The organism is Desulfothermobacter acidiphilus (genome assembly GCF_052073645.1).
Taxonomy (GTDB): domain Bacteria; phylum Bacillota; class Desulfotomaculia; order Desulfotomaculales; family Ammonificaceae; genus Desulfothermobacter; species Desulfothermobacter acidiphilus.
Map to the genome: position 1 here is coordinate 99559 of NZ_CM125440.1, position 20486 is coordinate 120044.

The following is a 20486-nucleotide window of genomic DNA, read 5'->3' on the forward strand; positions in this document are numbered from 1 at the left end:
ATAGTTATTAGAGGCGGCTCCCGCTCAGCGCGAGGGCTTTAAGGGGGCGTGGGAGATGCACGAACTGGGCATCGTGCAGTCGATGATGGAGATGGTGGAGGAAAGCGCCGTGGCCAACCGGATTGTTAAGGTGACCCGGGTTAAGCTAGTAGTGGGACAGTTAACTCTGGCCCAGCCCGATTTGCTGCAATTCGCTTTCGCCACCCTAACTCCGGGTACCATCTTCGAGGGGGCCGAGCTGGAGGTCGAGGAGCGCCCGTTGGTGCTGCGTTGCTGTAGCTGCGGCGCCACTTTTGCGCCCGAGTATATCCAATACGCTTGTCCCACTTGCGGCGAGCGGTGTGAAGTAACGAGCGGCAAGGAGCTCTATGTGGACTTTTTTGAGGGAGATACCGAGGAGGAAGAGCATGGAAATAAAAGTGGTGATGGGGCAGCGGCTACTTCGCGCCAATGAGGAGGTGGCCCATAGGGTTAGAGAGCACCTGGCTCGGAACTCCTGCCTTATGGTGAATCTCATCAGTTCTCCTGGAGCGGGCAAGACCACGCTGTTGGAGGCTACCCTAGGGCGCCTGCGGGAAAGGTGGCGCATAGGGGTGATCGAGGGGGATGTCTATACTGTGCGCGACGCGGCCCGCATCGCGCATCTGGGCATTCCAGTGGTGCAGATCAACACGGCGGGGGTATGCCACCTCAACGCCTCTATGGTGGAGCGAGCGCTGGGAGAGTTGGGGGAAGGACCTTTTGACCTTATCTTTGTTGAAAACGTAGGGAACCTGGTCTGCCCGGCCGAGTTCGATCTAGGGGAAGACGCTAAGGTAGCGCTTCTTAGCGTCACGGAGGGGATCGATAAACCAGCCAAGTACCCTTTGGTTTTCGAGCGGGCCTGCCTCGTGCTGGTGACCAAGGGAGACCTCATCCCCTATTTGGACTTCGATTTGGCGGAGGTGGAGCGCGATGTGCGCCAGGTGAACCCGGAGGTTCCCCTCATTGTGACTTCAGCCAAGACCGGAGAGGGGATGGAAGCATGGCTTCAATGGCTAGAAGAGCAACTGCGGCGGAAAAAGAAGGTCTCGTCCGTTACCGTTTGACCATTAAAGGCACGGTGCAGGGGGTCGGCTTCCGCCCTTTTGTTTACCACTTAGCTTCCCAGCACGAGCTCAAGGGGCGAGTATGCAACGATGCCCGCGGCGTGGTGGTGGAAGTGGAGGGGGAGAAAGCTAAGGTGCAGCGCTTCTGCCAGGAGCTTCGACAACACCCCCCTCGGCTGGCCCGCATTGCGGACTTGGTGGTGGAGGAATTGCCCTTGGCGGGGTACTCCGCCTTCGACATCGATTTGAGCCAGGGAGCGCAGGAGAAGGAGGCATTAGTTCCTCCGGACGTGGCTCTCTGCTCTGACTGCGCCCGCGAAGTCCTCGACCCGGCGGACCGGCACTATCTTTATCCCTTTACCAACTGCACCAACTGCGGCCCCCGCTTCACCATTGTGCAGGAGCTCCCCTACGACCGGGCGCGCACCTCCATGGCTTCCTTTCCCATGTGCCCGGACTGCGCCCGCGAATACCATGATCCCCTGGATCGGCGCTTCCACGCTCAGCCGGTGGCCTGCCCGCGTTGCGGCCCTCAACTCGAGCTCTACAACGCCCAGAGAGGATTGGTAGAAGGAGACTGGCGAAAGAATTGCTGGGAGCTTCTGCAAAGGGGGAAGATCCTGGCGCTAAAGGGGTTGGGCGGCTTTCACCTGGTCTGCAACGCTCTAGATCCTCGGGCAGTGGCTCTACTGCGCCAGCGCAAGCGGCGTCCCCACAAACCCCTGGCCGTCATGGCGCGGGATCTAGAGGTGGTGCGCCGCTTCTGCGAGCTCGGGCCTTTGGAAGAGGAGCTCCTGACCTCTACGGCGGCCCCTATCGTGGTGTTGAAACGGCGCTCAGGGGTGGGCCTGCCGGAAGAGCTGGCCCCCGGCCTTAACACCTTGGGGGTTATGCTACCCTACACCCCGCTGCACCTCCTGCTCTTGCAGGGACCCCTTCCCTTGCTGGTCATGACCAGCGGGAATCGTGCGGGCCTTCCCTTGTGCAAGGACAACGTGCAGTCCTGGGAAGAGTTGGGCGATATCGCCGACTACTTCCTGCTGCATAACCGGGACATTGTCAACCGCTGCGATGACTCGGTGGTGGTGGTAGTGGAGGATACCCCCCTCTTCTACCGGCGCTCGCGCGGTTATGTCCCCCAGCCGGTCAAAGTGCCGACGGGGAAAGGGCCGGTGGTGCTGGGAATAGGAGGCGAGATGAAAAACACTTTCTGTCTTCTGCGGCGGGGCGAGGCTTTCCTCAGCCAGCACATAGGGGAGCTCGACACCCTGGAGGGGGAAGAAAACCTGAAGACCAGCCTAGAAAATTTTACCAGACTTCTGGGAGTGAAGGTGGAAATCGTAAGCTGCGACCTGCATCCCGACTACCGCTCTTCCCGTTTAGCCCGGCAACTCGAAGCCCAACAACTTTTCACCGTCCAGCACCACCACGCTCATTTCGCCTCCTGCTTGGCGGAAAACGGGGCGGAGGGACCGGCTATCGGCGCTATTCTGGACGGCACCGGTTACGGCAGCGATGGCTGCCTCTGGGGGTTCGAGATCATCACTGGCGATTACCTTGACTTCCAGCGCCACTATCACTTAGATTACGTTCCCTTGCCGGGTGGAGAAGCAGCCATCAAACATCCCTGGCGGGTAGCTGTCTCCTACCTCCTTACTTTTCTGAGCGAGGAGGGACAAGCGTGGTCCCGCCGGCTCTTCGCCTCGCAAGGCCAGGAACTAGCATGGCTAGAACAAATCGTGCAGCGGCGGTTGAACGCTTCACTGGCCTGTGGCTGTGGTCGCCTTTTCGACGCCGTGGCTGCCCTCCTGGGGGTGAGATGGGAGATAACCTACGAAGGGCAAGCGGCCATAGAACTCGGAGAGCTCACCTTGCCGCTGGCGGAAGGTAAGCGGCTTCCCCCTTACTCCTTCGCTTTTCAAGGCGAACGCATAGATCCCGCTCCCCTCTTCCGGGAGCTCCTGGCGGATCTATTTCAGGGTAAAGACCGGCGGCTGTTGGCCACCCGCTTTCACAACACGGTAGCGTTCATGGTAAAGGAAGGGGTAAAGCGCGTGGCGGAAAACTCTGGCCTTAGCCGCGTGGTGCTGAGTGGTGGAAGTTGGCAGAATGCCTATCTTTTCCTCCTATGCCGGGAACTGCTGCAGGAATCGGGATTTGAAGTCCTTTATCACCGGCAAATTCCGGCTAACGATGCCGGTTTGAGCTTGGGGCAAGCCGTAGTAGCCTATAGAAGGTGGTGGGAGAAGTGTGCCTAGGAATTCCAGGTAGGGTTGTAGAAGTCCACCCGGAAGAGTACCTGGCTGTAATCGAGACTTTCGGTGTGCGTCAGCGGATTAGCACGTTCTTGCTCGGTGAAGTAGCTGTCGGTGAGTACGTTATGGTTCACGCTGGCTACGCCATCGAGAAGATCGACCTTGAAGAGGCCCAGGAGCGACTCAAACTATGGGAGGAAATTCTTAAACATGCAGATGTGGGAGAAACTGAGAGACCCGGAGACCGGGCGTAAGCTGGCCGGTAAAGTGAGGGAACTGGCCGCCCAGGTATGCGACCGGTTAGGGCGGCGGCTCATTTTTATGGAGGTCTGTGGAACCCATACCATGGCCATTTCCCGCTCGGGTATCCGTAGCCTCTTGAAAGACTATTTGGAACTGCGAAGTGGCCCCGGGTGTCCGGTGTGCGTCACCGATCAGGCGGACATCGACCGTATGATTACTTTAGCCCGTCTGCCTGGGGTGGTGATAGGCACCTTTGGCGATATGGTGCGAGTACCGGGCAGTTTTTCTTCTCTAGAGCGGGAGCGGGCGCTGGGGGCCGAGGTGAGGGTATTTTACTCTCCTGCCGAAGCGGTGGTCTGGGCTGAGGCCCACCCTTCCCAGCAAGTGGTCTTCCTGGGAGTGGGCTTCGAGACTACTGCTCCTGGCGTGGCTCTCAGCCTCAGGGACGCGGCTCGCCGCGGGGTAAAGAATTACAGCGTTTACGTCTCGCATAAATTAGTACCTCCCGCGCTCCGAGCTCTGCTGGACGATCCAGAGATGAGGCTGGACGGCTTTCTCCTCCCAGGGCACGTGAGCACCATCATCGGCTGCCGCGCCTACCTCTTCATGGAAGATTACCGGATGCCGGCAGTGGTGGCCGGCTTTGAGCCCAATGAAATCCTGGACGCTATTCGCGAACTTTTAGAGATGCTGCTGGCAGATCGGGCCGAGGTGCGTAACGCTTACGCCCACGTGGTACGGGAGGAGGGCAACTCGCGAGCGCAGAAACTCTTGTCCGAAGTCTTCGAGGTTGACGACGCTTACTGGCGGGGCTTCGGGTGCATTCCCCAAAGCGGCTTCAGGCTGCGAGAGGAGTTGGCCGCTTTCGACGCGGCGCGGCGTTTCGAGATTCCCACCGTGGAATCGCGCGTGCCGCCGGGCTGCGCCTGCGGGGAGATTCTTAAGGGAAAGCTCACCCCTAAGGACTGTCCCCTCTTCGCCCGGGCTTGCCACCCCACGCATCCTGTGGGTCCTTGCATGGTATCCTCCGAAGGGGCTTGTGCCGCCTACTATCGCTATGAACGGGAGGTTTGAAGATTGGTTGACGATGTTATTTTGCTGGCTCACGGTGATGGCGGAGAGCTTACTTACCGGCTGGTGAAGGATCTTTTTTTGCGCTACTTTCCCAGTCAGGCCCTGCAGGCCCTCACCGATGCCGCAGCTTTAAATCTGCCAACGGGTAGGCTGGCAGTGAGCACCGACGCTTTTGTGGTGAGCCCCCCTTTTTTTCCCGGCGGCGATATAGGGAAGCTGGCGGTCTGTGGCACGGTTAATGACTTGGCGGTTAGCGGTGCCCGCCCTCTTTATCTCACCACTTCTTTCCTGTTGGAGGAGGGACTTCCCTTGGCCGAGCTCGAGCGGGTGGTGGCCTCCATGGCCGTCACCTGCCAAGAGGCGGGGGTGGAGATCGTGGCGGGGGATACCAAGGTGGTGGAGCGGGGAAAACTCGACCGGATCTTCATTACCAGCGCTGGAGTGGGCATTATCCCGCCGGGCGAGGATTTGGGCTACCACCGTGTGGCCCCCGGAGACCGCATTTTAGTGAACGGAGGGATGGGGGAGCACGGGCTGGCCATCTTAGCCCTACGCTCAGGTCTGGACTTCGCCGAGCAGCTTAAAAGCGACTGCGCCCCGCTCAACGGCATAATCGCCGAGCTTTTGGCCCAAGTCAAGGGGGTGAAGCTCATGCGCGACCTCACCCGCGGGGGCCTGATAACTGCGGCCAAGGAGATCGCCCTGGCCACGGGTAAAGACCTAGAGCTGGAGGAGGGAGCCATCCCCGTTTCTCCGCTGGTGCGGGGGGCGGCCGACCTTCTGGGGCTTGACCCGCTTTATCTGGCCAACGAGGGCAAATTCATGGCCATAGTGGCTCCTGAGGAGGCAGAAAAAGCTCTGGCGGTTATGCGGCAGCACCCCCTGGGGAAGGAAGCGGCCGTGATCGGCGAAGTGCGCGAGGGAAAGGGCGGCGTCTACCTCAAAACAGCCTTCGGAGGGACCAAGCTCATGGACATGCTGGCCGGCGCCCCCCTTCCCCGCATCTGCTAGCAGGGATTCCCCCTCTCGCCGGCGAAGTGGAAAAGTTCATTATTCCGTTTTGTGCTGGGGGGAGAACCTTGACCGATAGAGAAGCTTGGCGACAGGATGTTATCACCAGAGCAAAGAGGCTGCAAGAAGCCTTGCGGGAGCAGGAAACAGAAGGGGCCCTGCTAGTGCAGAGCGCCGATGTCTTTTACTACACCGGCACTTTTCAAAACGGCCACCTTTACCTGCCAGCGGAGGGGGAACCCATTTACTTGGTGCGCCGTAACATAGAGAGGGCGCGTGCCACCACCCTCTGCGGGCGGGTGGTAGAGCTTCAAAGCTTCCGGGAAATCCCGGTTCTACTTCAAGAGCACGGCTACAGGCTCCCCCAAACTCTGGGTTTGGAGCTCGACGTCCTGCCGGTGAGCTACTACTTTCAGTACCAGAAGCTTTTCCCCCAAACCCAGTTCCGGGACATCTCCTCGCTCATCCGGAAGCAGCGGGCGGTGAAATCAGCTTATGAACTGGAGCTTTTGCGCGAGAGCGGACGGCGGCTCGACCAGATGCTGGCCGCCGTTCCCCACCTGGTAGAGCTGGGCGAAACGGAGGTGGCCCTGGCGGGGCGCCTGGAGGGAGAGGCCCGCCGCCTGGGGCACCAGGGGCTGGTGCGCTTCCGTGGCTTCAACCCCGACTTTTTCATGGGGCACTTTCTTACCGGTCCCAGTGCTGCTGAGCCCTCCTACTTTGACGGGCCGGTATCCGGGCCGGGCTTGGACCCTTCCTTCGCCTTCGGTCCGAATTGGCGCCGCCTGGGGGAAAACGAGCCCATCTACGTGGATTACGGCTTTGCCTGGCGGGGGTACATCACCGACGCCACCCGCGTCTATGTCATCGGCTGCCTAGAGCCGGAACTGGAGAGAGCTCACCAGGTGGCCCTGGAGATCCAGCAGGCCGTTTTAGAGGAAATCCGTCCCGGTAAGAGCCCGGCCTCTCTTTACGAGCTGGCCTGCCGGATGAGCGAGAAGGCGGGGCTAAAGGAATACTTCCAGGGCTGGCAGCAACCGGTGCGCTTCATCGGGCACGGCGTGGGGCTGGAACTCAACGACCTCCCGGTGCTGGCTCCCGGCGTGGAGGAGCCGCTGGAAGCGGGGATGGTGATAGCCGTCGAGCCCAAGTTTGTCTTTCCCGGCAAGGGAGCGGTAGGAATAGAAAACACGGTGGAGGTCACTCCTTCCGGTGCCCGGCGCCTCACCAACTACCCCGATGCTGTCCAGGTAATAACACTAAGGGAATAATGTGGCTCCCAGCGTGCTTCCCAAGGCGCCGCCTAGTAGGAGCAGGAAGAGCTTCTTTAAAAGGTGGACTGTCATCACCGGTCCCGGGTAGAAGACGAGGGAAATAAGCCACAGTAAAGCGAAGAGAGCGGCACCCACACCGAGTCCGTGCAGCAGCGCCTTGCCGGCCGCCCGACGAACGGCCAAGACGCCGCCCACAAAGCTTCCCAAGAAAAGTCCGGAGCTGGCGAAGTAAGGCAAAAGCCTCTCGGATAAAGGAGCAAAGTAAAAAAGCGCGGCGGTTAGAAGGGTGAAGACCGCCACGGAGGAAGCCGCCCAGAAAGTACCCTGGCTTACAGCCAGCAAGCTAAAAGATCCCTTTTCCTCGCGCCTACGCAATTTTAAACCCCTCCTCCGTAAAATCCTTATGCGAGTCGAGGAGGGGTTAGAAGCCTTTAAAATAAAATGGCAGGGGAGGCAGGACTTGAACCCACAGCCCGCGGCTTTGGAGGCCGCTGCTCTACCATGTTGAGCTACTCCCCTGTTTTCCGGCTCTATTATACGCTCTGTTTTTCCGGAAGTCAACTTGGGGAGATTTTGGATCGTGTCAACCTACTGTAGGAGTCTCGAGCCCCACTGTCCCCGGACCAGGACGAACTACCAAAGAAGATCGATGTTCCGGCTCAAAGCTTTGAGGGCTCTGGTTAATGACGTTACCGGACCCCGTAGAGCGGGAAGATTATCGAACACCTCACCCGATATTTTCCTTAGCCTCTGCCTCTCTTCCTCGACAGCTGCCTTATCGATCTCTAAAGCCTTTAAGCCCTCCTTCCGTCGGGCTACATATTGCTCCCGCAAGGAAACACCATTCGCCTTCGCCACCCGCAACCGGGCCATCCGGTCTACCCCACGAGCACTCCAGGCCATCGGTCGGGATGATAACCGTGCCGAGAAGAGATGACTTACGTGCGCCTCCGCACTTACCCCCAACTCCGCCCCGGGATAAAGCCGGTAGGCCATTATCCCCTCCCAGTTCCGCCGGATGTAACGTCGGCAATCCCGTACCGCTTCCTTCCGCGCAGGACTCGCCGCAGCTTTGCCCGCCCGCCGCAAAATCGCCTGTACCTTTACCTCATCACCCTCCCATAAGGCCGCCCAAATCTCTCTATAACCATCACTATCACGCCCCAAAGCAGCCACCAGGTACTTGTCCAGGTGAAAAAGATCTAAGACAAAGACGCTCCTCGGTAGAAACTCCAGCCCTTTCTTTATCCACCTGTCTCCGTCACCGCAGAGGTAAATCCGCTCCACAGAAGATAATTCGTACTGCTCCTCGATGTAGCTCAACACCTCGAACCACAGCTCATCCGTATCTGAGTAAAGCCCTCCCAAGTAATAAGGCCGCTTGAGTCTGTATCTGTCTTTCCCCACCTTCTCTTTCCCCTCGTGGATGTAAACCAGCCGGGGTAAGTACTTCTTCCCGTCCTGACCTGCTACGTGGTCTTCATCCGCCTCCACATAAAGAACCTTCCCCCGGCGCTTCTCCCCAGGCGGCTCGGGCAGTTCTTCCAGTGTAAAGTTGTGAATCACCTTCTTCACCGCTTCGCCGCTTAGCACAACCTCCCGATTGCCTCTCCCTACCCTCTCGCCACTCTTCCGGTAGGAAAGATCTACCGCTTCTTCTAAGGCTTGTGCTTTAACCAGAGGATCAACCCGTGCGTGCGGCCCGTAACCTACCAACCGATCTATCAGGTGCACCCGCTCCCCAGTCTCTTTGTGCCGGTAATAGGTTCGCTTATAGTTGACCAGACCGAAAAGGGTAAGTACTTCTTTGGGATCGTTTCGCCGCTCTACCCGCCAGCCGGGCCGCTTTTCCCGGTGCTCCCGAAGATAGGCGTCTTTCGCCTCTAAAACTTCCCTCAAAACCTCCTGTCCCAGGTTATTAAGCTCCTGCCAGAGCTTCTCCTCGAAGCTTAAAAAGTTGGTCCCTTCCTCCAGAACCTTCAACGTTAGCTCCGCTACCCTCTGGAACTTCTCCCAAATCTGCTTTATAATCTGCATAGAGACCTCACCCTCCTGAGTGGTTGTTTAAGCAACTACTCGTCCGTTGCAAGGACGGTGAGGTCTCTCTTCTTTCTCCCCTTCCTTAGCTCCTGCAAAATTCCTACAGTAACTTTACACTAACAGATTTTGGACCGGTATCAATAATTCGGATAAAGACTCTTAACATGAGGCGCTCGGCCCGCAAGCTTCGATCCGAGAAGCGCTGCCACGTCGGCTCGAGCTCATGTAGTAGCTCGCATCTGCTCCTACGCTTCTCCCTGGCATCTTTCGGCGAAAGGTGCATAGAGTGTGATAAAGCTCCTTTAAAGGAGTGGGTAGTGCTTGTCTTCCTTTGGGTTGGCCTTCGGCGTGATGCTTCTGATCTTCAGTTCCCTCATTTACCCGGTCGTCCGGATGCTCCGGTCCGATCCTTCTTTTCTTAAGAAAGCCCTTTCGGAAGTGGTCGATTGCCGGGAAGGGGAGCCGGTGCTGGTGCCCAGCTCCAGCCGCCTCATCGCCCTGGCCGGTCTTATCGTCATCCTGGCGGTGGACGGCGGCATCGCCACCGTGATCCTTCACCGGCTGGCGGAGGGAGCTCCTCTCCCGGAGCTCGACAAGGTGAACTATTTTCTTATCTGCCAGGCGGGACTCTTCGCTCCCTACGCCGTCTCCAAGCTGGCGGAAGTGATCCGCCTTCCTTTCTTTAAGAAGGGCTTTGCCGAGACTTCCCCTCCTGCACCAAAAAACCAGTAGTTTTCTTATATCTTCACTGAAAAGGAAGGTATAAGGAGTTTTATTTTCTTTTCGGCAGGTAACGTGCCAATGTTGGCCTCTAATCCGGGTATTTGGCATAAAATAGGGGAATTAAGCTCTTGTTTTTTTTTTTTTTTTGCTTCTATGATATTTCCTGAAGCAGGAAGGCAGGAAAGAAAGGGAGAACTGTTATAATCAGGGGAGGGAGAGGAGTTGAATGAAGCCTTGGGGAAGGATAACAGGGAGCTTGAGGCATGTAGCCGGCAGGCTCTGCTGAGGGTGCTGGCTACCACCAATCTGGCTCATGTAGCTCCTTATCTGGCACTAGCAAGGGTAATCGATAGGGAATTGGTCGACGAAGGAGCAGTAACCATCCGGGTTCGGGATGCCAAGCTTCTACCTCAAGAGGGGTACACCGTCGTCCGTATGTCTTTTGTCGTAGACTTGGATGTCCCGGAATCTAAAAGATGTGCCAATACTGTGCTGTACACCTTCCGGAATCTTTCTTCCCAGGCTCTGGAGCCCTTTGTATATGCGGGTAAGCTGGAGGATGGGTGGGAAGTGTTTGCTTATTCGACCGATGAAGAATTCCTGGCGGAGAGGCTGACCGGTGAAGAAGGCGAAGCTGTGCTAACTAAAGTGAAAGAAAAGGCTCTCGCGAGGGGAATGCGCTCGCTGGCTCGCTATGTAGATCTGATGGAGCGGGCAGTAAAAGAGAGCAAGGCGGTCCCTACTTGCTAAACTCACCCCTGATGGTCAAGTAGCCGGAGAGCCACCTTGCTCCCACGAAAATCTTAGCACACCGTAGGGAGCGACGGCAATGGGGACCGCCTTCCTCTAAAACAAAGAGAGGAAGGAGGTGAAGGAGAGTGCGTGAGTTCGAGCTCGATCACCCAGTAGATGCCGTGTCGGTGAAGGCAAATAACCCTTCTGGTGGCGGAGTTGGGCCCATGCAGGTTGTAGTTGTTACTCCTGTAGCTGCAGCTACAATACTTGGTTTTGTTCACAGTGCAGCTGCAACTGTTGCTTATGCCCTCATTCTGGGGGTTGCCATTTATAACGCTCAGTATCTGTGGAAATACACAAAGGTTTACGGTAATTAGTCCAGAAGGTAAGCAAAATTGGACATAACCCGCCTTAGAGTCTGACCTGAAGAATGAGGGGATGAAGACTCTATGTTGGCGGGGGAACCGGAGTTTACACTCCGGAGTACTCCTCAGAAGTGCGGGCGAAATTGGCCGAGGTAAGTACTGGCTGGCAGCATTGGGAAGAGGATGCCAGGGAGAAACCGTTTCAGCGTAAGGTTTACAAGAGGTGGTGGGATAGTAGTGGTCTTTCTTGTTGCCAAGTGCGATAAGTTTACAAAATACAGCACATATTTTGTTGTGGTTCTGTTTCTCTCTCTTATCTCTTTCTTTTTCTGGGTGGGACTAAGTATTGGACCTATGTTAGCAGCCATAGTTGCAGAGATTTTTGTGCTGCTCATGTGGTTCTTGGTTCATGTATTCACCGTTCGCTTTTATCGTGTCGATGAGCGAGGGATCCTAGTCAAGCGGCCATTAGGCGGTTTCTATATTCCAGTACATAAGATTTCCTCCATAGAATACAAGGAAAAGGTTCAAGTGAGCTTCAAGGTCGCTGCGAGCGCCGGGTATTTAGGCTATTACGGGCGTTTTTTCAGCGAGGACGATAACCGGACCGTACGAGTTTACGCTACCAACCTCAGGGACATGGTCCGCATCGAGACCACCGATGGGAAGATCTTCTACCTTTCCCCGGCGGAGCCGGAGAAATTCGTGGAAGCGGTGAAGCAGCACCTTCAGAAGACGGAGCCTTGACAATCTGGAGCTGCCAGGTTAGAATCCATTTAGATCATTTTCTAAATTTCTAAAGGTGGGCTAGCCTTATGTCTTTAAGCCGGGTGTTCAAGGCGCTGCCAGACAATACGCGGCGGCAGATCTACCCGCTACGAGCTATTAATAAGGGGTGACTTTAAGGTGAAAATAATATTAAAACTAGCCAAGCCAGAAAAACTGATAGTGTTCGGAACCATATCGTATTTTGTTGTGGTTTTTGTTATATTCTTACTTGCAGCTATTGTGCCGCCCAACGCTCCTCTCACACATTGGACTACTTTCATTTTCTTATTAGTATTGGTTATTCCGTTGGTAGCGGCGCTTTTAGCACCGCGTGCTTATATGTTTAATGAAGATAGCCTGAGAATATTGCGCGTCATAGGTAGCATTAGTATTCCCTACAATAGAATAGTGACGATTTCAAATCAAGAAAATGTTTGCTTAGATCGCGAATTTGGCAACGGGGGTTTATTTGCCTACTATGGCGTATTTCGGGACGAGGATGGCAGGAGGGTTAGAGTATATGCTACCACTTTTAAGCGCATGGTCCGCATCGAGACCACCGATGGGAAGATCTTCTACCTTTCTCCGGCGGAGCCGGAGAAATTCGTAGAGGCGTTGAGACAACGATTAGAGAAGCTAAAAACTCTCTCAAGGAGGTAAGCAGGGATGATCCCACAAGTTTTGTCCTTTATCACCACCTACAGGTGTAACTTCTACTGCGACCACTGTTCCGTTAGTGCCGGGCCTAGCAGGAGGGAAGTCCTCTCGGCGGGTATGGTGAGGGAGGCGATAGAGCAGGCTTACACTCTGCCGTCGATTCGGGTCGTGGTCTTTACCGGAGGCGAGCCTACCCTCTATCCGGACTTACTGAAAAAAGGGATCGAACTAGCGCACCGGAGAGGCTTTGTCACCCGCATGGTGACCAACGCCTGGTGGGCGCAAACACCGGAAAAGGCATATCATTTCTTGCGAGAATTCCGGGCGGCGGGCCTCGACGAACTCAACGTGAGCTATGATGACTTTCACGCCGCGCATCTCAAGGCCTTTGGCGGCGAGCAAAACGTACTGAATGCCGTGCGCGCGGCAGCCGATCTGGGAATGAACGTTGTTGTAGGCACCGTACTTTATCCCGGTGCCAGGATAAAATCCGGCTACCTGCGCGAGGTATTTAAGAACGCCGGAATAAGGGAGGTTAAGTTTCTAGAAGATTATGTGTTTCCGCTGGGCAGGGCGCGGCGCAAGCTGCCGGCACGCTTATTCCCTTCCGACCTGGAAAAGAGAGAGCAGGGTGGCTGTGATGAGGCCGGCCACACCTTGACCATCCTGCCGGGCGGCGAGGTACTCTTCTGCTGCGGGCACATCATAAACACCAGGGCGCAGGAAATCCTGACCGTAGACAGCCTGGTCTCTGGAGCCACCCTGCCGAAGATCGTGGAGCGGATGCAAAGAAACGTGCTCTTCTGGTGGCTGCACCTGGAGGGACCGGAATCGGTACTCACCGAACTGGGAATAGACAAAAAATTCTATCGCAGGTGTGAAGCTTGCTTTTACCTGGCTACCGCTTGCCGGGAAAAGCTACGGGCGCTGGCGGGAAGGAAAGAAGAAATTTTTGCCCGGTGGGAGGCGAAAAAAGTTGGTCTACCAGCTTAGCTTCTGGCAGGTATTAAAAGCTTTCTTTGTGCCGGTAGATCCCTTCATTTACATCGTAGTGCTAGGAGGAGCGATCGTTTTGCCTCCGCTTCTCTTGCTTGGTCCCATTTTGCGCCAATTTAAGCGGCCACCCTCTTCCCGCAACTTCCGCCCCTTTATATTCTCGGAACTATTTGCGCTTGGGACATGCGCGCTGGCTATTACCATCTTGGCCGGGACCTACACCGGTTCGGGCGTCTGGCTAAAGGACGGCGTGCTAGAGATAAAGACCGGCCTGGGTGCTCCCATGGCCATCGAGCTTAAAGGAACTCGGGTCGAGCTGGTGGAGGCTGGAGGTCCCTGGCGGCCTGTTTTGCGAACGAACGGACTCGGACTCCCCGGATTGTCCACCGGATACTTCAAGTTTGCCAACGGCAAGGTGGCTCTGTATTTCCGGCACGGCGAGCCGTCGCACGAGGTGGTGCTTGAATCGGGCGGTAAGTACTATGTCGTGGCCTATCCGGGCGTGGAAAAGCTTTATCAGGAGCTTATAGCCCGGGGAGCTACCCCGGCCAAGCTTTGAAGAGGAGTTTTTGAGGCTATGTGGAAGGATCTAGGTGCCATATGGGAGTTGGCGAGGCGTTACTTGAAGGGTAAAGCCGGGGCCATTTTTCTGGGCTTTATCACCAGCATCATCTTCTCCCTCACCGGGCTGGCTACTCCTTATATAACCAAATTCTTAATCGACGTCATTTTTCATGCTGGTCGAGTAGATTTGCTTTTACCATTGCTAGTAGTATGCGCCGTGATTCTCGTCATTCTCTTTTTTACGGGGGTTATTTCCGACCTCGTTCTGGTCAACGCCTTCGAGCGGTCCAAATTGCTTATGCGGTGCGACTTATTCCATCGCCTCCAGAGAGCCCCGATAAATTTCCTATCCATGCAGAGAAGCGGGGAAATAAACTATCGCATCTTTGGGGATACCGATACCATTCAAAGGTTTTTCAACCAGTTGCTCATCGCACTTCCCATTGATCTAATCTTTATCCTGGTTATCTCTTCCATTATGGTCAGCTGGAATTGGCGTATGGCATTCTTCGTGTTTGCAGTGTTGGGCTTGCAGGTGTTTGTAATCATCGGTTTCCAAAAACCGCTGCTAAATTATGCTCTGCTTCAGAAAGGGAAGGCACAGTTTTTATTCGGCTTTGTCGTGGAAAGGTTCAGGAACGTCCAACTGGCCAGAACCCTAAATGCCGAAGAGCTGGAACTTAACACCTTTCGTGCGGGGCTTGAAGACTTGGTGCGCATTAACATCAAGTCTTTCATGCTGGGCAAGCTTTCGGAGCTATCGGTGGTGCTTATCAATAACATCTGGTCCTTTGGGATCTTGTGGTACGGAGGAAGGCAGGTGCTGGCAGAGCAGATGACTCTGGGTACTCTCATGGCCTTTTTACTCATCGCAGGGATGCTCTACCCGCGAATAGCTTCCGTGGTAGGAAGCGTACTTTCCTTCCAGGATGTGCGTGCCAGCTTATACCGGTTTTTGGAGTATTACCGAGTAGCTCCGGCGGTGAGCGAGCTTCCGGAGGCTGGTGAGCTCCGCGTTGGGGAGGGCAGGGTGGCTTTCGAAAACGTCTGGTTCGGCTACGAGCCGGAGAAGCCTATTCTGAAAGGTTTGAGCGTCACTTTCGAGCCTCGGAAGATTACTGCCGTTGTGGGAAGGAGCGGCGTCGGGAAAAGCACGTTGGCGCGGCTGCTGGTGAGACTCTATGACCCCTGGGAAGGGAGGATTTTGGTTGACGGAACCGACATAAGCAAGGTGACCTTAAAATCTCTGCGAGAAAACATAAAATACGTGATACCGGGGGAATTTCTCTTCAGTGGCAGCATATTGGAAAACATATGCTATGGGCTTGCTTCTTGGAGCGATGAAGAGGTGATTGCGGCTGCAAAAAAGGCAGGGGCGTATGAGTTCATAATACGGCTGCCTCACGGCTTTCATACCCGCATTGGGGAGGGTGGAGTTCAGTTATCCAGCGGAGAAGCTCAACGGATAGCCCTGGCACGGCTGTTTTTGACCAGGCCCAAGGTGGTTGTTCTGGATGAACCCACTTCTTTCCTGGATCCGGAAACGGAAACCGTTGTGCACCGGGCGATAACCGAGCTAAAGGAGACTGCCACCGTCATAGTGATTGCCCATCGCCCGTCCACAGTTAAGGTAGCTGATGAAATAATTGTGTTGGATAATGGTATGGTTATTGAGCAGGGTAAACATGATGAGTTAATTAATAAAAGAGGTGTTTACGCATCTATTTACGATGAATTATGCTGGCGAGAAACCGCGCTACAGAGGGTGGGAGACTAGCGATCCCGTATTTCGGGGAGGAGGTGAAGGGAAGTGCGCGAGTTCGAGCTCGATCGCCCGGTGGATGCCGTGTCGGTGAAGACGAATAATCCTTCCGATGGCGGGGTTGGGCCAATGGCTGTATATGTACCGTTTGTTACCTACCCCGTTATTGTACTGGCTAGCGTGGCTGTGGCTGCAACTACGTACGCTGGTGTTTATAACCAAGTTGGACTCGGTGTGGCATATTGGGTGGCAGCTGCATATAATCTTTGGGTTGCTCCGCCTCGGTAAATCTATTTACATGAGGAGGAGGGAATTATAATGGATCAGGTGGCGTTTAGATTAGCAGAGAAGGATGAGGAGGCCAAGTTCATCACATACTTTATATTTTCAGTAATTATTACAGTTTTAATACTCACATCTGTTATTCTGGTTAAAGTCCCGCATATTCAGCGGGGCTATGTTGTGCTTTTGTCTATCATATGTGCTACGATTGTGCTTGCCACATTAGCATCGTTCTTGTTTGCGCCAAGGCTTTACATTATTAACCGTGACGATCTAAAGGTAAGGCGAGTTATTGGTGATATAGTCATCCCACTTAATCATATAGCAAAAATTGGAATGGCTGGAAACCCGCGTTTGGATCGCGAATTTGGAAATGAGGGTTTGTTCGCTTACTACGGCGCATTTCGGGACGAGGATGGCAGGAGGGTTAGAGTATATGCTACCACTTTTAAGCGCATGGTCCGCATCGAAACCACCGATGGGAAGATCTTCTACCTTTCCCCGGCGGAGCCGGAGCGATTCGTGGAAGCGGTGAAGCAGCGCCTTCAGAAGAGAGAGCGTACAATTTCAGTAGGTGACGGAGGAGGTTCATGAAGGAGGAGACCTCGCCCCTCACAGACAACTTTCATGGACTGAAAGAAGGAGCGAGGAGGAGCGAGGTCCGATGCAAACCATTTCAAATATTCAACCTCTGGTGGACCAGATCCTTCTTTTTGGAGAAAAAATCAGCGAATTGATCACCGGTTGCCGCGACTTTTACCAACTCGAGAAGGAAGTGCAGAGGCGGTCTTTAGAAATGTCCCTCGGAATTTTCGCCTGGGTTCTGCAAGAGATAGACACCCACCTCATGAACGCGAGGGACAAGCGAGTTTGGGAAGTAGTGGGGTTCAGGGAAAGGACCTTAGTCACCAGCTTTGGAGAACTCAAAGTAAAGAGGCGGCTTTACCGGAACAAGCAAACGGGGGAAGCCAAGTTTCTTCTTGACCAGGCCTTGGGCTGGTCGGAGAGATCCCGGTGCACACCGCGCTTGAAAGAGATGGCGGTGAAGCTAGGGGTGGACATGCCCTTCAGGCGAGCGGCAGAAATTCTAGGCTATCTTGTTCCGGGGATCAGCCCCATGGCGGTGTGGCAGGCCGTGCAGGAAGCAGGAGAAGCGCTCAGGCAGGAAGGAGAGTCCAGGAGAGAAGCCGTTTTTGAGAAGGGAGAGACACCCGGAGGTAAAGAGAAGACCTCCAGGCTTTACATAGAGGCCGACGGGATGGTGATAAGACTCCAGAGGAGCGAAGAGAAAAGGAAAGAGGTAAGACTCTTTGTGGCTTACACGGGCAAAGAGGAAGTTGGAGGTGGACGGAAGGCTTTAAAGGACAAGCTGGTAATGAGCGGTGTAGGCGAAGGGGAGAGGATGTGGGAGGAAGTTTACTCTGGGGTAGCGAGCCGGTGGGACATGGGTCAGGTGAAGGAGATACACCTTGGGAGTGACGGGGCGGAGTGGGCCAAGCAGGGGGTAGATTACTTCCCCGGGGCAGTGCACGTTTTGGATCCTTACCATTTGAACCGGCGGCTCGTAGAGGCATTTTGGCACGACGAGGAGACTTACAACGAAGCCAAGCAGGCCATAGCTTCGAGGGAGTGGGAGAGGGTGGAAGAGGTTCTGAACAAAGCAGTGAGGGGAGTTCGGGGAGTCAGGAAGAAGAGGATAGAGGGGCTTTGGCGCTATTTGAAAGAGAACTGGTCTGGGATAATTACTTCTCCTGGTACTGAGCGGTTGGGGACCATAGAGGGGCAAGTGTGGCACGGGGCAGGGTGGCGGATGAAGAGGATAGGAGCGAGCTGGACGGAGGCAGGAGCAGACAGGATGGCGCGGGTTTTGTCGGCGCGGTCCAACGGGGAGCTAGAGAAGTACACTTCTCGGTGGGAGTTAAGGCTGGCCGGGCAGGAGCATCTGGCCCAGGCGGTGCAGGTGGAGGTGAAGCGGAAGGTAGAGGAAGCAGGGAGCTGGCTTAGAGCAGGGTTGCCGGCACTGAAAGGACCTTCTGCCGGGGCTCCATGGGTGAAGTATGTGCTGCGGGAGTTGAGCCGGCCTAGCTTTGAGCTAGCTTGAGCCTGGTCGAGGCGGGATTGAGGCGGCGTGGTCTCAAATTCCAGGAAATTTCCTCTCCGAGTTCACCTACTAACTCTTGACGCACACTTCAGAAGACGGAGCCGGCTCTAGGTCAAGAAGTGTGGAGGGGAGATCAGCCAAGCCAAGGGGAGAAAAGCTAAGAGCATCTTTCGCACATAGACCCCGCGGTTCCGAAAACCGTAACTTATCCGCTTGGGGAGCTTGATCTTAGTATGGACACCCTCGGTGTAACCGTTGGTAACCCGCCAGTTGTGATAAGCGAGAATCTCTTCCCTCCAGCTACGAAGCGTTCTCCCCCATTGAACCAGCGCAACGTCGCTCGCCTCCCGAGTGTTTAAGATCAGACGATCCAGGATTAGCTCTGCCTCCTTCCGGCAGGAGGCACGATAGACGTCGCGTAGCTGCTCCTTGGCCCAGTGAAAATGGGCCACGTTCCTGTACCGCCTCCTGATCATGGCAAGCTGGGCTGCCTGGCGCTCGGTCAAATCCTCTTCGTTCTTCACCAGAGGCCAACGAGGTATACGCTGCCCGGTTACCTGCTGCTCTATTAGCCTCGCCTCGTCTACACGCCGGTTGGCATCTTTAAGAGCGTGAAAATGGTCAACCACCACAGGCACTCCAGGCAGCACCCTCTTTATAAGCTTGCGCCAGCCGTCTTTGAAGTCGATGCACACCGCCTTGATGCGCCTGCGCACCGAAGCCGGCAGCTCCTTCAAAAACTTCTCCAGCGTCTTAAGCCGGTCATCCGGTAAGATGGCGATAAGCCTTCGCTCGGGCCACACGCAGGTAACGGTGATCATCATGTCCTGACCCCTGAAACTGTGCTCGTCTATGCTTAAAGCCAAAGCCGGTAGATCTTTAAGGGCCTCCTCGATGTTCACCTGATTGGTCACTTGCTTTAGAAGCAGCCGGCGCAGGGTGCCGGGACTTGTCCTTACCACTTCCGCTGCTCTGCGAAAGCTGCGGTCCTTCAAGTTTTCGAGCCAATCTGCTTCCGCCCGCTCGGTTCTTCTTGCTCGAGGTCTGATACCCGGAAATCTTTCAGTGAATACCTTCCCGCAATTCGGGCATTTGAACCGGCGGGGGCGTACCCAGAGGTAAACCGGTAGCCCGTTGCATCGGGTGTGCAGTTTTGGCCTCCACTCGCGCGACCGGTCGTGAACCCGCCGGGTAAGGGTCTGGCAGGAGGGACAGTTGGCTTCTTTCCTCGGTCGCCCGGCGTATACGTCAATCCTATCTGATTCGATCTTTACCCGGTAGATAATCCATCCTTGCAGTCCCAGAAGTTCCGCTATAAACTGTTTCATAGGCGGTCGAGAGCCTCCTTTGGGGTTGTGGTGTGCTAAACTATCCCTTGGCTCTTCGGCCGCCTCCTCCTTCTTACTCCACACTTTTTAGCTTAGAGCCGACGGAGCCTTGACAATCTGGAGCTGCCAGGTTAGAATCTATTTAGATCGTTTTCTAAATTTCTAAAGGTGGGCTAGCCTTATGTCTTTAAGCCGGGTGTTCAAGGCGCTGGCCGACGATACGCGGCGGCAGATCTTGCAGCTTTTGCAGGAGAGAGATTTGACGGCCGGGGAGATCGCGGCGCACTTCGAACTTTCCTGGCCCACCATTTCCCACCATCTGAACGTCCTGAAGCAAGCCCATCTGGTGCAGGACTACCGCAAGGGCCAGAACATTTTCTACTCCTTGAACACCACCGTCTTTCAGGAGGTGGTGGGCTGGGTGATGGATTTGATGGCCGAGAGGGAACGAAAAAAGGAGGGTGAGGTCAGGTGCCGAGGGAAGACGCGGCCCAGAACTATACTCTCTCCTGGGGAAGCTTGAAGCCCGACTGGCCCCTATGGCTGGTTCTGGGAGGGATGCTGGCAGCGGCTTTCATCCTTTATCCTTTGCTGCCGGAGCGGGTGCCGGTGCACTGGAACTGGAAGGGGGAAGTGGACGGCTACGGCACGCGCCTGCAAGGTGCCTTCACCGCACCTTTGCTGGCGCTGGGAATTTACCTCCTGATGCTGGTAACTCCCCTCATAGATCCGCGCCGCCGCAATTACGCGCGCTTTTCCGGCGCCTACCGTTTGCTGCGCTGGGGCTTCGTGCTCTTCATGGCCGGCATCTACGGGGTGTGGATGGCTGCGGCCCTGGGCTACCCTGTGGACATAGGGCTGGCGGTCAAGATGGGCCTAAGCTTGCTTTTTCTCGCTACCGGCAACGTGATGGGGCAGGTGCGGCACAACTACTTCGTGGGCATAAGAACTCCCTGGACCCTGGCCAGCGAAGAAGTGTGGCGGCGGACGCACCGCCTAGCGGGCCGGGTCTGGGTGCTGGGAAGCCTCATCTGCCTCGTGCTGGCCTTCTTTCATGGGCTCTGGTACGAGATAGCCTTTTTTGCCGTCACCACCCTGATGGTCCTGGTGCCGGTAGTGTTTTCCTTTCTGTGTTACCGCTCCCTGGAAGCCAAGGAGTCTGGCGAGCAAAGGGGGTGAGAGGGGCTTTCATGGTGAAAGTTGGTTCGGTCGAAAGAGCT

At 55.5% G+C, this 20486-nt stretch carries 22 protein-coding genes and 1 tRNA gene; 19 read left to right on the forward strand and 4 right to left on the reverse strand.

Going from position 1 to position 20486, the window contains the following annotated elements; all coding sequences use genetic code 11:
* Positions 1–55 precede the first annotated feature (55 nt).
* The 7 genes from hypA (at position 56) to ACTLLP_RS00635 (ending at position 6942) form a co-directional block, all read left to right on the forward strand.
* The gene (hypA, locus tag ACTLLP_RS00605) at positions 56–454 is read left to right on the forward strand and encodes a hydrogenase maturation nickel metallochaperone HypA (RefSeq protein WP_441059759.1); all 399 of its coding nucleotides are present in this window, start codon (positions 56–58) and stop codon (positions 452–454) included.
* Entirely contained in the window at positions 408–1088 is a 681-nt protein-coding gene (gene hypB, locus ACTLLP_RS00610) for a hydrogenase nickel incorporation protein HypB (protein ID WP_441059761.1), read from the forward strand. Before hypA ends, hypB begins: the two co-directional genes overlap by 47 nt.
* On the forward strand, positions 1034–3346 hold the full coding sequence (gene hypF, locus ACTLLP_RS00615) for a carbamoyltransferase HypF (RefSeq protein WP_441059763.1): 2313 nt from the start codon (positions 1034–1036) through the stop codon (positions 3344–3346). The genes hypB and hypF overlap by 55 nt, the downstream gene beginning before the upstream one ends.
* The gene (locus ACTLLP_RS00620; RefSeq protein WP_441059765.1) at positions 3337–3597 is read left to right on the forward strand and encodes a HypC/HybG/HupF family hydrogenase formation chaperone; all 261 of its coding nucleotides are present in this window, start codon (positions 3337–3339) and stop codon (positions 3595–3597) included. The genes hypF and ACTLLP_RS00620 overlap by 10 nt, the downstream gene beginning before the upstream one ends.
* The gene (gene hypD / locus ACTLLP_RS00625) at positions 3554–4660 is read left to right on the forward strand and encodes a hydrogenase formation protein HypD (protein ID WP_441059767.1); all 1107 of its coding nucleotides are present in this window, start codon (positions 3554–3556) and stop codon (positions 4658–4660) included. The genes ACTLLP_RS00620 and hypD overlap by 44 nt, the downstream gene beginning before the upstream one ends.
* A 3-nt stretch (positions 4661–4663) precedes the next feature.
* The gene (gene hypE / locus ACTLLP_RS00630) at positions 4664–5671 is read left to right on the forward strand and encodes a hydrogenase expression/formation protein HypE (protein ID WP_441059769.1); all 1008 of its coding nucleotides are present in this window, start codon (positions 4664–4666) and stop codon (positions 5669–5671) included.
* Positions 5672–5739: 68 nt separating this feature from the next.
* Entirely contained in the window at positions 5740–6942 is a 1203-nt protein-coding gene (locus ACTLLP_RS00635; RefSeq protein ID WP_441059771.1) for a M24 family metallopeptidase, read from the forward strand.
* On the opposite strand, the gene ACTLLP_RS00640 is transcribed toward ACTLLP_RS00635, so the two are convergent.
* From ACTLLP_RS00640 to ACTLLP_RS00650, 3 genes are all read right to left on the reverse strand, one after another.
* Positions 6931–7320: a TIGR04086 family membrane protein gene (locus tag ACTLLP_RS00640; RefSeq protein ID WP_441059773.1), complete on the reverse strand. Its 390-nt coding sequence runs from the start codon at positions 7318–7320 to the stop codon at positions 6931–6933. The genes ACTLLP_RS00635 and ACTLLP_RS00640 overlap by 12 nt on opposite strands.
* Positions 7321–7387: 67 nt before the next feature.
* Positions 7388–7464, reverse strand: a tRNA-Trp gene (locus tag ACTLLP_RS00645).
* A 114-nt stretch (positions 7465–7578) separates the two neighbouring features.
* On the reverse strand, positions 7579–8982 hold the full coding sequence (locus tag ACTLLP_RS00650) for an ISLre2 family transposase (RefSeq protein WP_441058089.1): 1404 nt from the start codon (positions 8980–8982) through the stop codon (positions 7579–7581).
* A 324-nt stretch (positions 8983–9306) separates the two neighbouring features.
* Between ACTLLP_RS00650 and ACTLLP_RS00655 the strand changes: the two genes are divergently transcribed.
* The 10 genes from ACTLLP_RS00655 (at position 9307) to ACTLLP_RS00700 (ending at position 17938) form a co-directional block, all read left to right on the forward strand.
* Positions 9307–9717, forward strand: a complete 411-nt coding sequence (locus tag ACTLLP_RS00655; protein ID WP_441059775.1) for a hypothetical protein — start codon at positions 9307–9309, stop codon at positions 9715–9717.
* Between the two features lie 213 nt (positions 9718–9930).
* Positions 9931–10458 carry a hypothetical protein gene (locus tag ACTLLP_RS00660; RefSeq protein ID WP_441059777.1) on the forward strand — a complete coding sequence of 176 codons (528 nt, stop codon included), beginning with the start codon at positions 9931–9933 and terminating at the stop codon, positions 10456–10458.
* 128 nt (positions 10459–10586) lie between these two features.
* Entirely contained in the window at positions 10587–10820 is a 234-nt protein-coding gene (locus tag ACTLLP_RS00665) for a hypothetical protein (RefSeq protein WP_441059779.1), read from the forward strand.
* 381 nt (positions 10821–11201) lie between these two features.
* A complete protein-coding gene (locus ACTLLP_RS00670) occupies positions 11202–11555 on the forward strand; it encodes a PH domain-containing protein (protein WP_441061529.1) in 354 nt (117 codons plus the stop codon).
* A gap of 159 nt (positions 11556–11714) precedes the next feature.
* Positions 11715–12236, forward strand: coding sequence for a PH domain-containing protein (locus ACTLLP_RS00675; RefSeq protein ID WP_441059781.1), 522 nt, complete (start codon positions 11715–11717; stop codon positions 12234–12236).
* Positions 12237–12242: 6 nt separating this feature from the next.
* The gene (locus ACTLLP_RS00680) at positions 12243–13226 is read left to right on the forward strand and encodes a radical SAM protein (RefSeq protein ID WP_441059783.1); all 984 of its coding nucleotides are present in this window, start codon (positions 12243–12245) and stop codon (positions 13224–13226) included.
* Positions 13210–13788, forward strand: coding sequence for a hypothetical protein (locus ACTLLP_RS00685; RefSeq protein ID WP_441059785.1), 579 nt, complete (start codon positions 13210–13212; stop codon positions 13786–13788). The genes ACTLLP_RS00680 and ACTLLP_RS00685 overlap by 17 nt, the downstream gene beginning before the upstream one ends.
* Before the next feature lie 63 nt (positions 13789–13851).
* On the forward strand, positions 13852–15570 hold the full coding sequence (locus ACTLLP_RS00690) for an ABC transporter ATP-binding protein (protein ID WP_441059787.1): 1719 nt from the start codon (positions 13852–13854) through the stop codon (positions 15568–15570).
* 303 nt (positions 15571–15873) lie between these two features.
* Positions 15874–16431 (forward strand): PH domain-containing protein, encoded by a 558-nt coding sequence (locus ACTLLP_RS00695; RefSeq protein ID WP_441059789.1) that lies wholly within the window; start codon positions 15874–15876, stop codon positions 16429–16431.
* A gap of 79 nt (positions 16432–16510) precedes the next feature.
* Entirely contained in the window at positions 16511–17938 is a 1428-nt protein-coding gene (locus ACTLLP_RS00700; RefSeq protein ID WP_441061533.1) for an ISLre2 family transposase, read from the forward strand.
* A 107-nt stretch (positions 17939–18045) separates the two neighbouring features.
* Here the strand turns inward: ACTLLP_RS00700 and ACTLLP_RS00705 are convergent, their stop codons facing one another.
* The gene (locus ACTLLP_RS00705; RefSeq protein ID WP_441059791.1) at positions 18046–19266 is read right to left on the reverse strand and encodes an ISL3 family transposase; all 1221 of its coding nucleotides are present in this window, start codon (positions 19264–19266) and stop codon (positions 18046–18048) included.
* A 181-nt stretch (positions 19267–19447) separates the two neighbouring features.
* On the opposite strand from ACTLLP_RS00705, the gene ACTLLP_RS00710 reads away from it, so the two are divergent.
* Positions 19448–19789, forward strand: a complete 342-nt coding sequence (locus ACTLLP_RS00710; protein WP_441059793.1) for an autorepressor SdpR family transcription factor — start codon at positions 19448–19450, stop codon at positions 19787–19789.
* Complete coding sequence (locus ACTLLP_RS00715) at positions 19738–20445, forward strand: SdpI family protein (protein WP_441059795.1); 708 nt, start codon at positions 19738–19740, stop codon at positions 20443–20445. Before ACTLLP_RS00710 ends, ACTLLP_RS00715 begins: the two co-directional genes overlap by 52 nt.
* Positions 20446–20486: the final 41 nt, after the last annotated feature.

Excerpts from the sequence above, each read along its gene's own strand:
- ACTLLP_RS00695 (WP_441059789.1), top strand. The coding sequence starts at position 15,874 with ATGGATCAGGTGGCGTTTAGATTAGCAGAGAAGGATGAGGAGGCCAAG.
- ACTLLP_RS00705 (WP_441059791.1), bottom strand. The coding sequence starts at position 19,266 with ATGAAACAGTTTATAGCGGAACTTCTGGGACTGCAAGGATGGATTATC.
- hypD (WP_441059767.1), top strand. The coding sequence starts at position 3,554 with ATGCAGATGTGGGAGAAACTGAGAGACCCGGAGACCGGGCGTAAGCTG.
- ACTLLP_RS00710 (WP_441059793.1), top strand. The coding sequence starts at position 19,448 with ATGTCTTTAAGCCGGGTGTTCAAGGCGCTGGCCGACGATACGCGGCGG.
- ACTLLP_RS00670 (WP_441061529.1), top strand. The coding sequence starts at position 11,202 with ATGTGGTTCTTGGTTCATGTATTCACCGTTCGCTTTTATCGTGTCGAT.
- ACTLLP_RS00650 (WP_441058089.1), bottom strand. The coding sequence starts at position 8,982 with ATGCAGATTATAAAGCAGATTTGGGAGAAGTTCCAGAGGGTAGCGGAG.
- hypA (WP_441059759.1), top strand. The coding sequence starts at position 56 with ATGCACGAACTGGGCATCGTGCAGTCGATGATGGAGATGGTGGAGGAA.
- hypF (WP_441059763.1), top strand. The coding sequence starts at position 1,034 with ATGGCTAGAAGAGCAACTGCGGCGGAAAAAGAAGGTCTCGTCCGTTAC.
- ACTLLP_RS00680 (WP_441059783.1), top strand. The coding sequence starts at position 12,243 with ATGATCCCACAAGTTTTGTCCTTTATCACCACCTACAGGTGTAACTTC.
- hypB (WP_441059761.1), top strand. The coding sequence starts at position 408 with ATGGAAATAAAAGTGGTGATGGGGCAGCGGCTACTTCGCGCCAATGAG.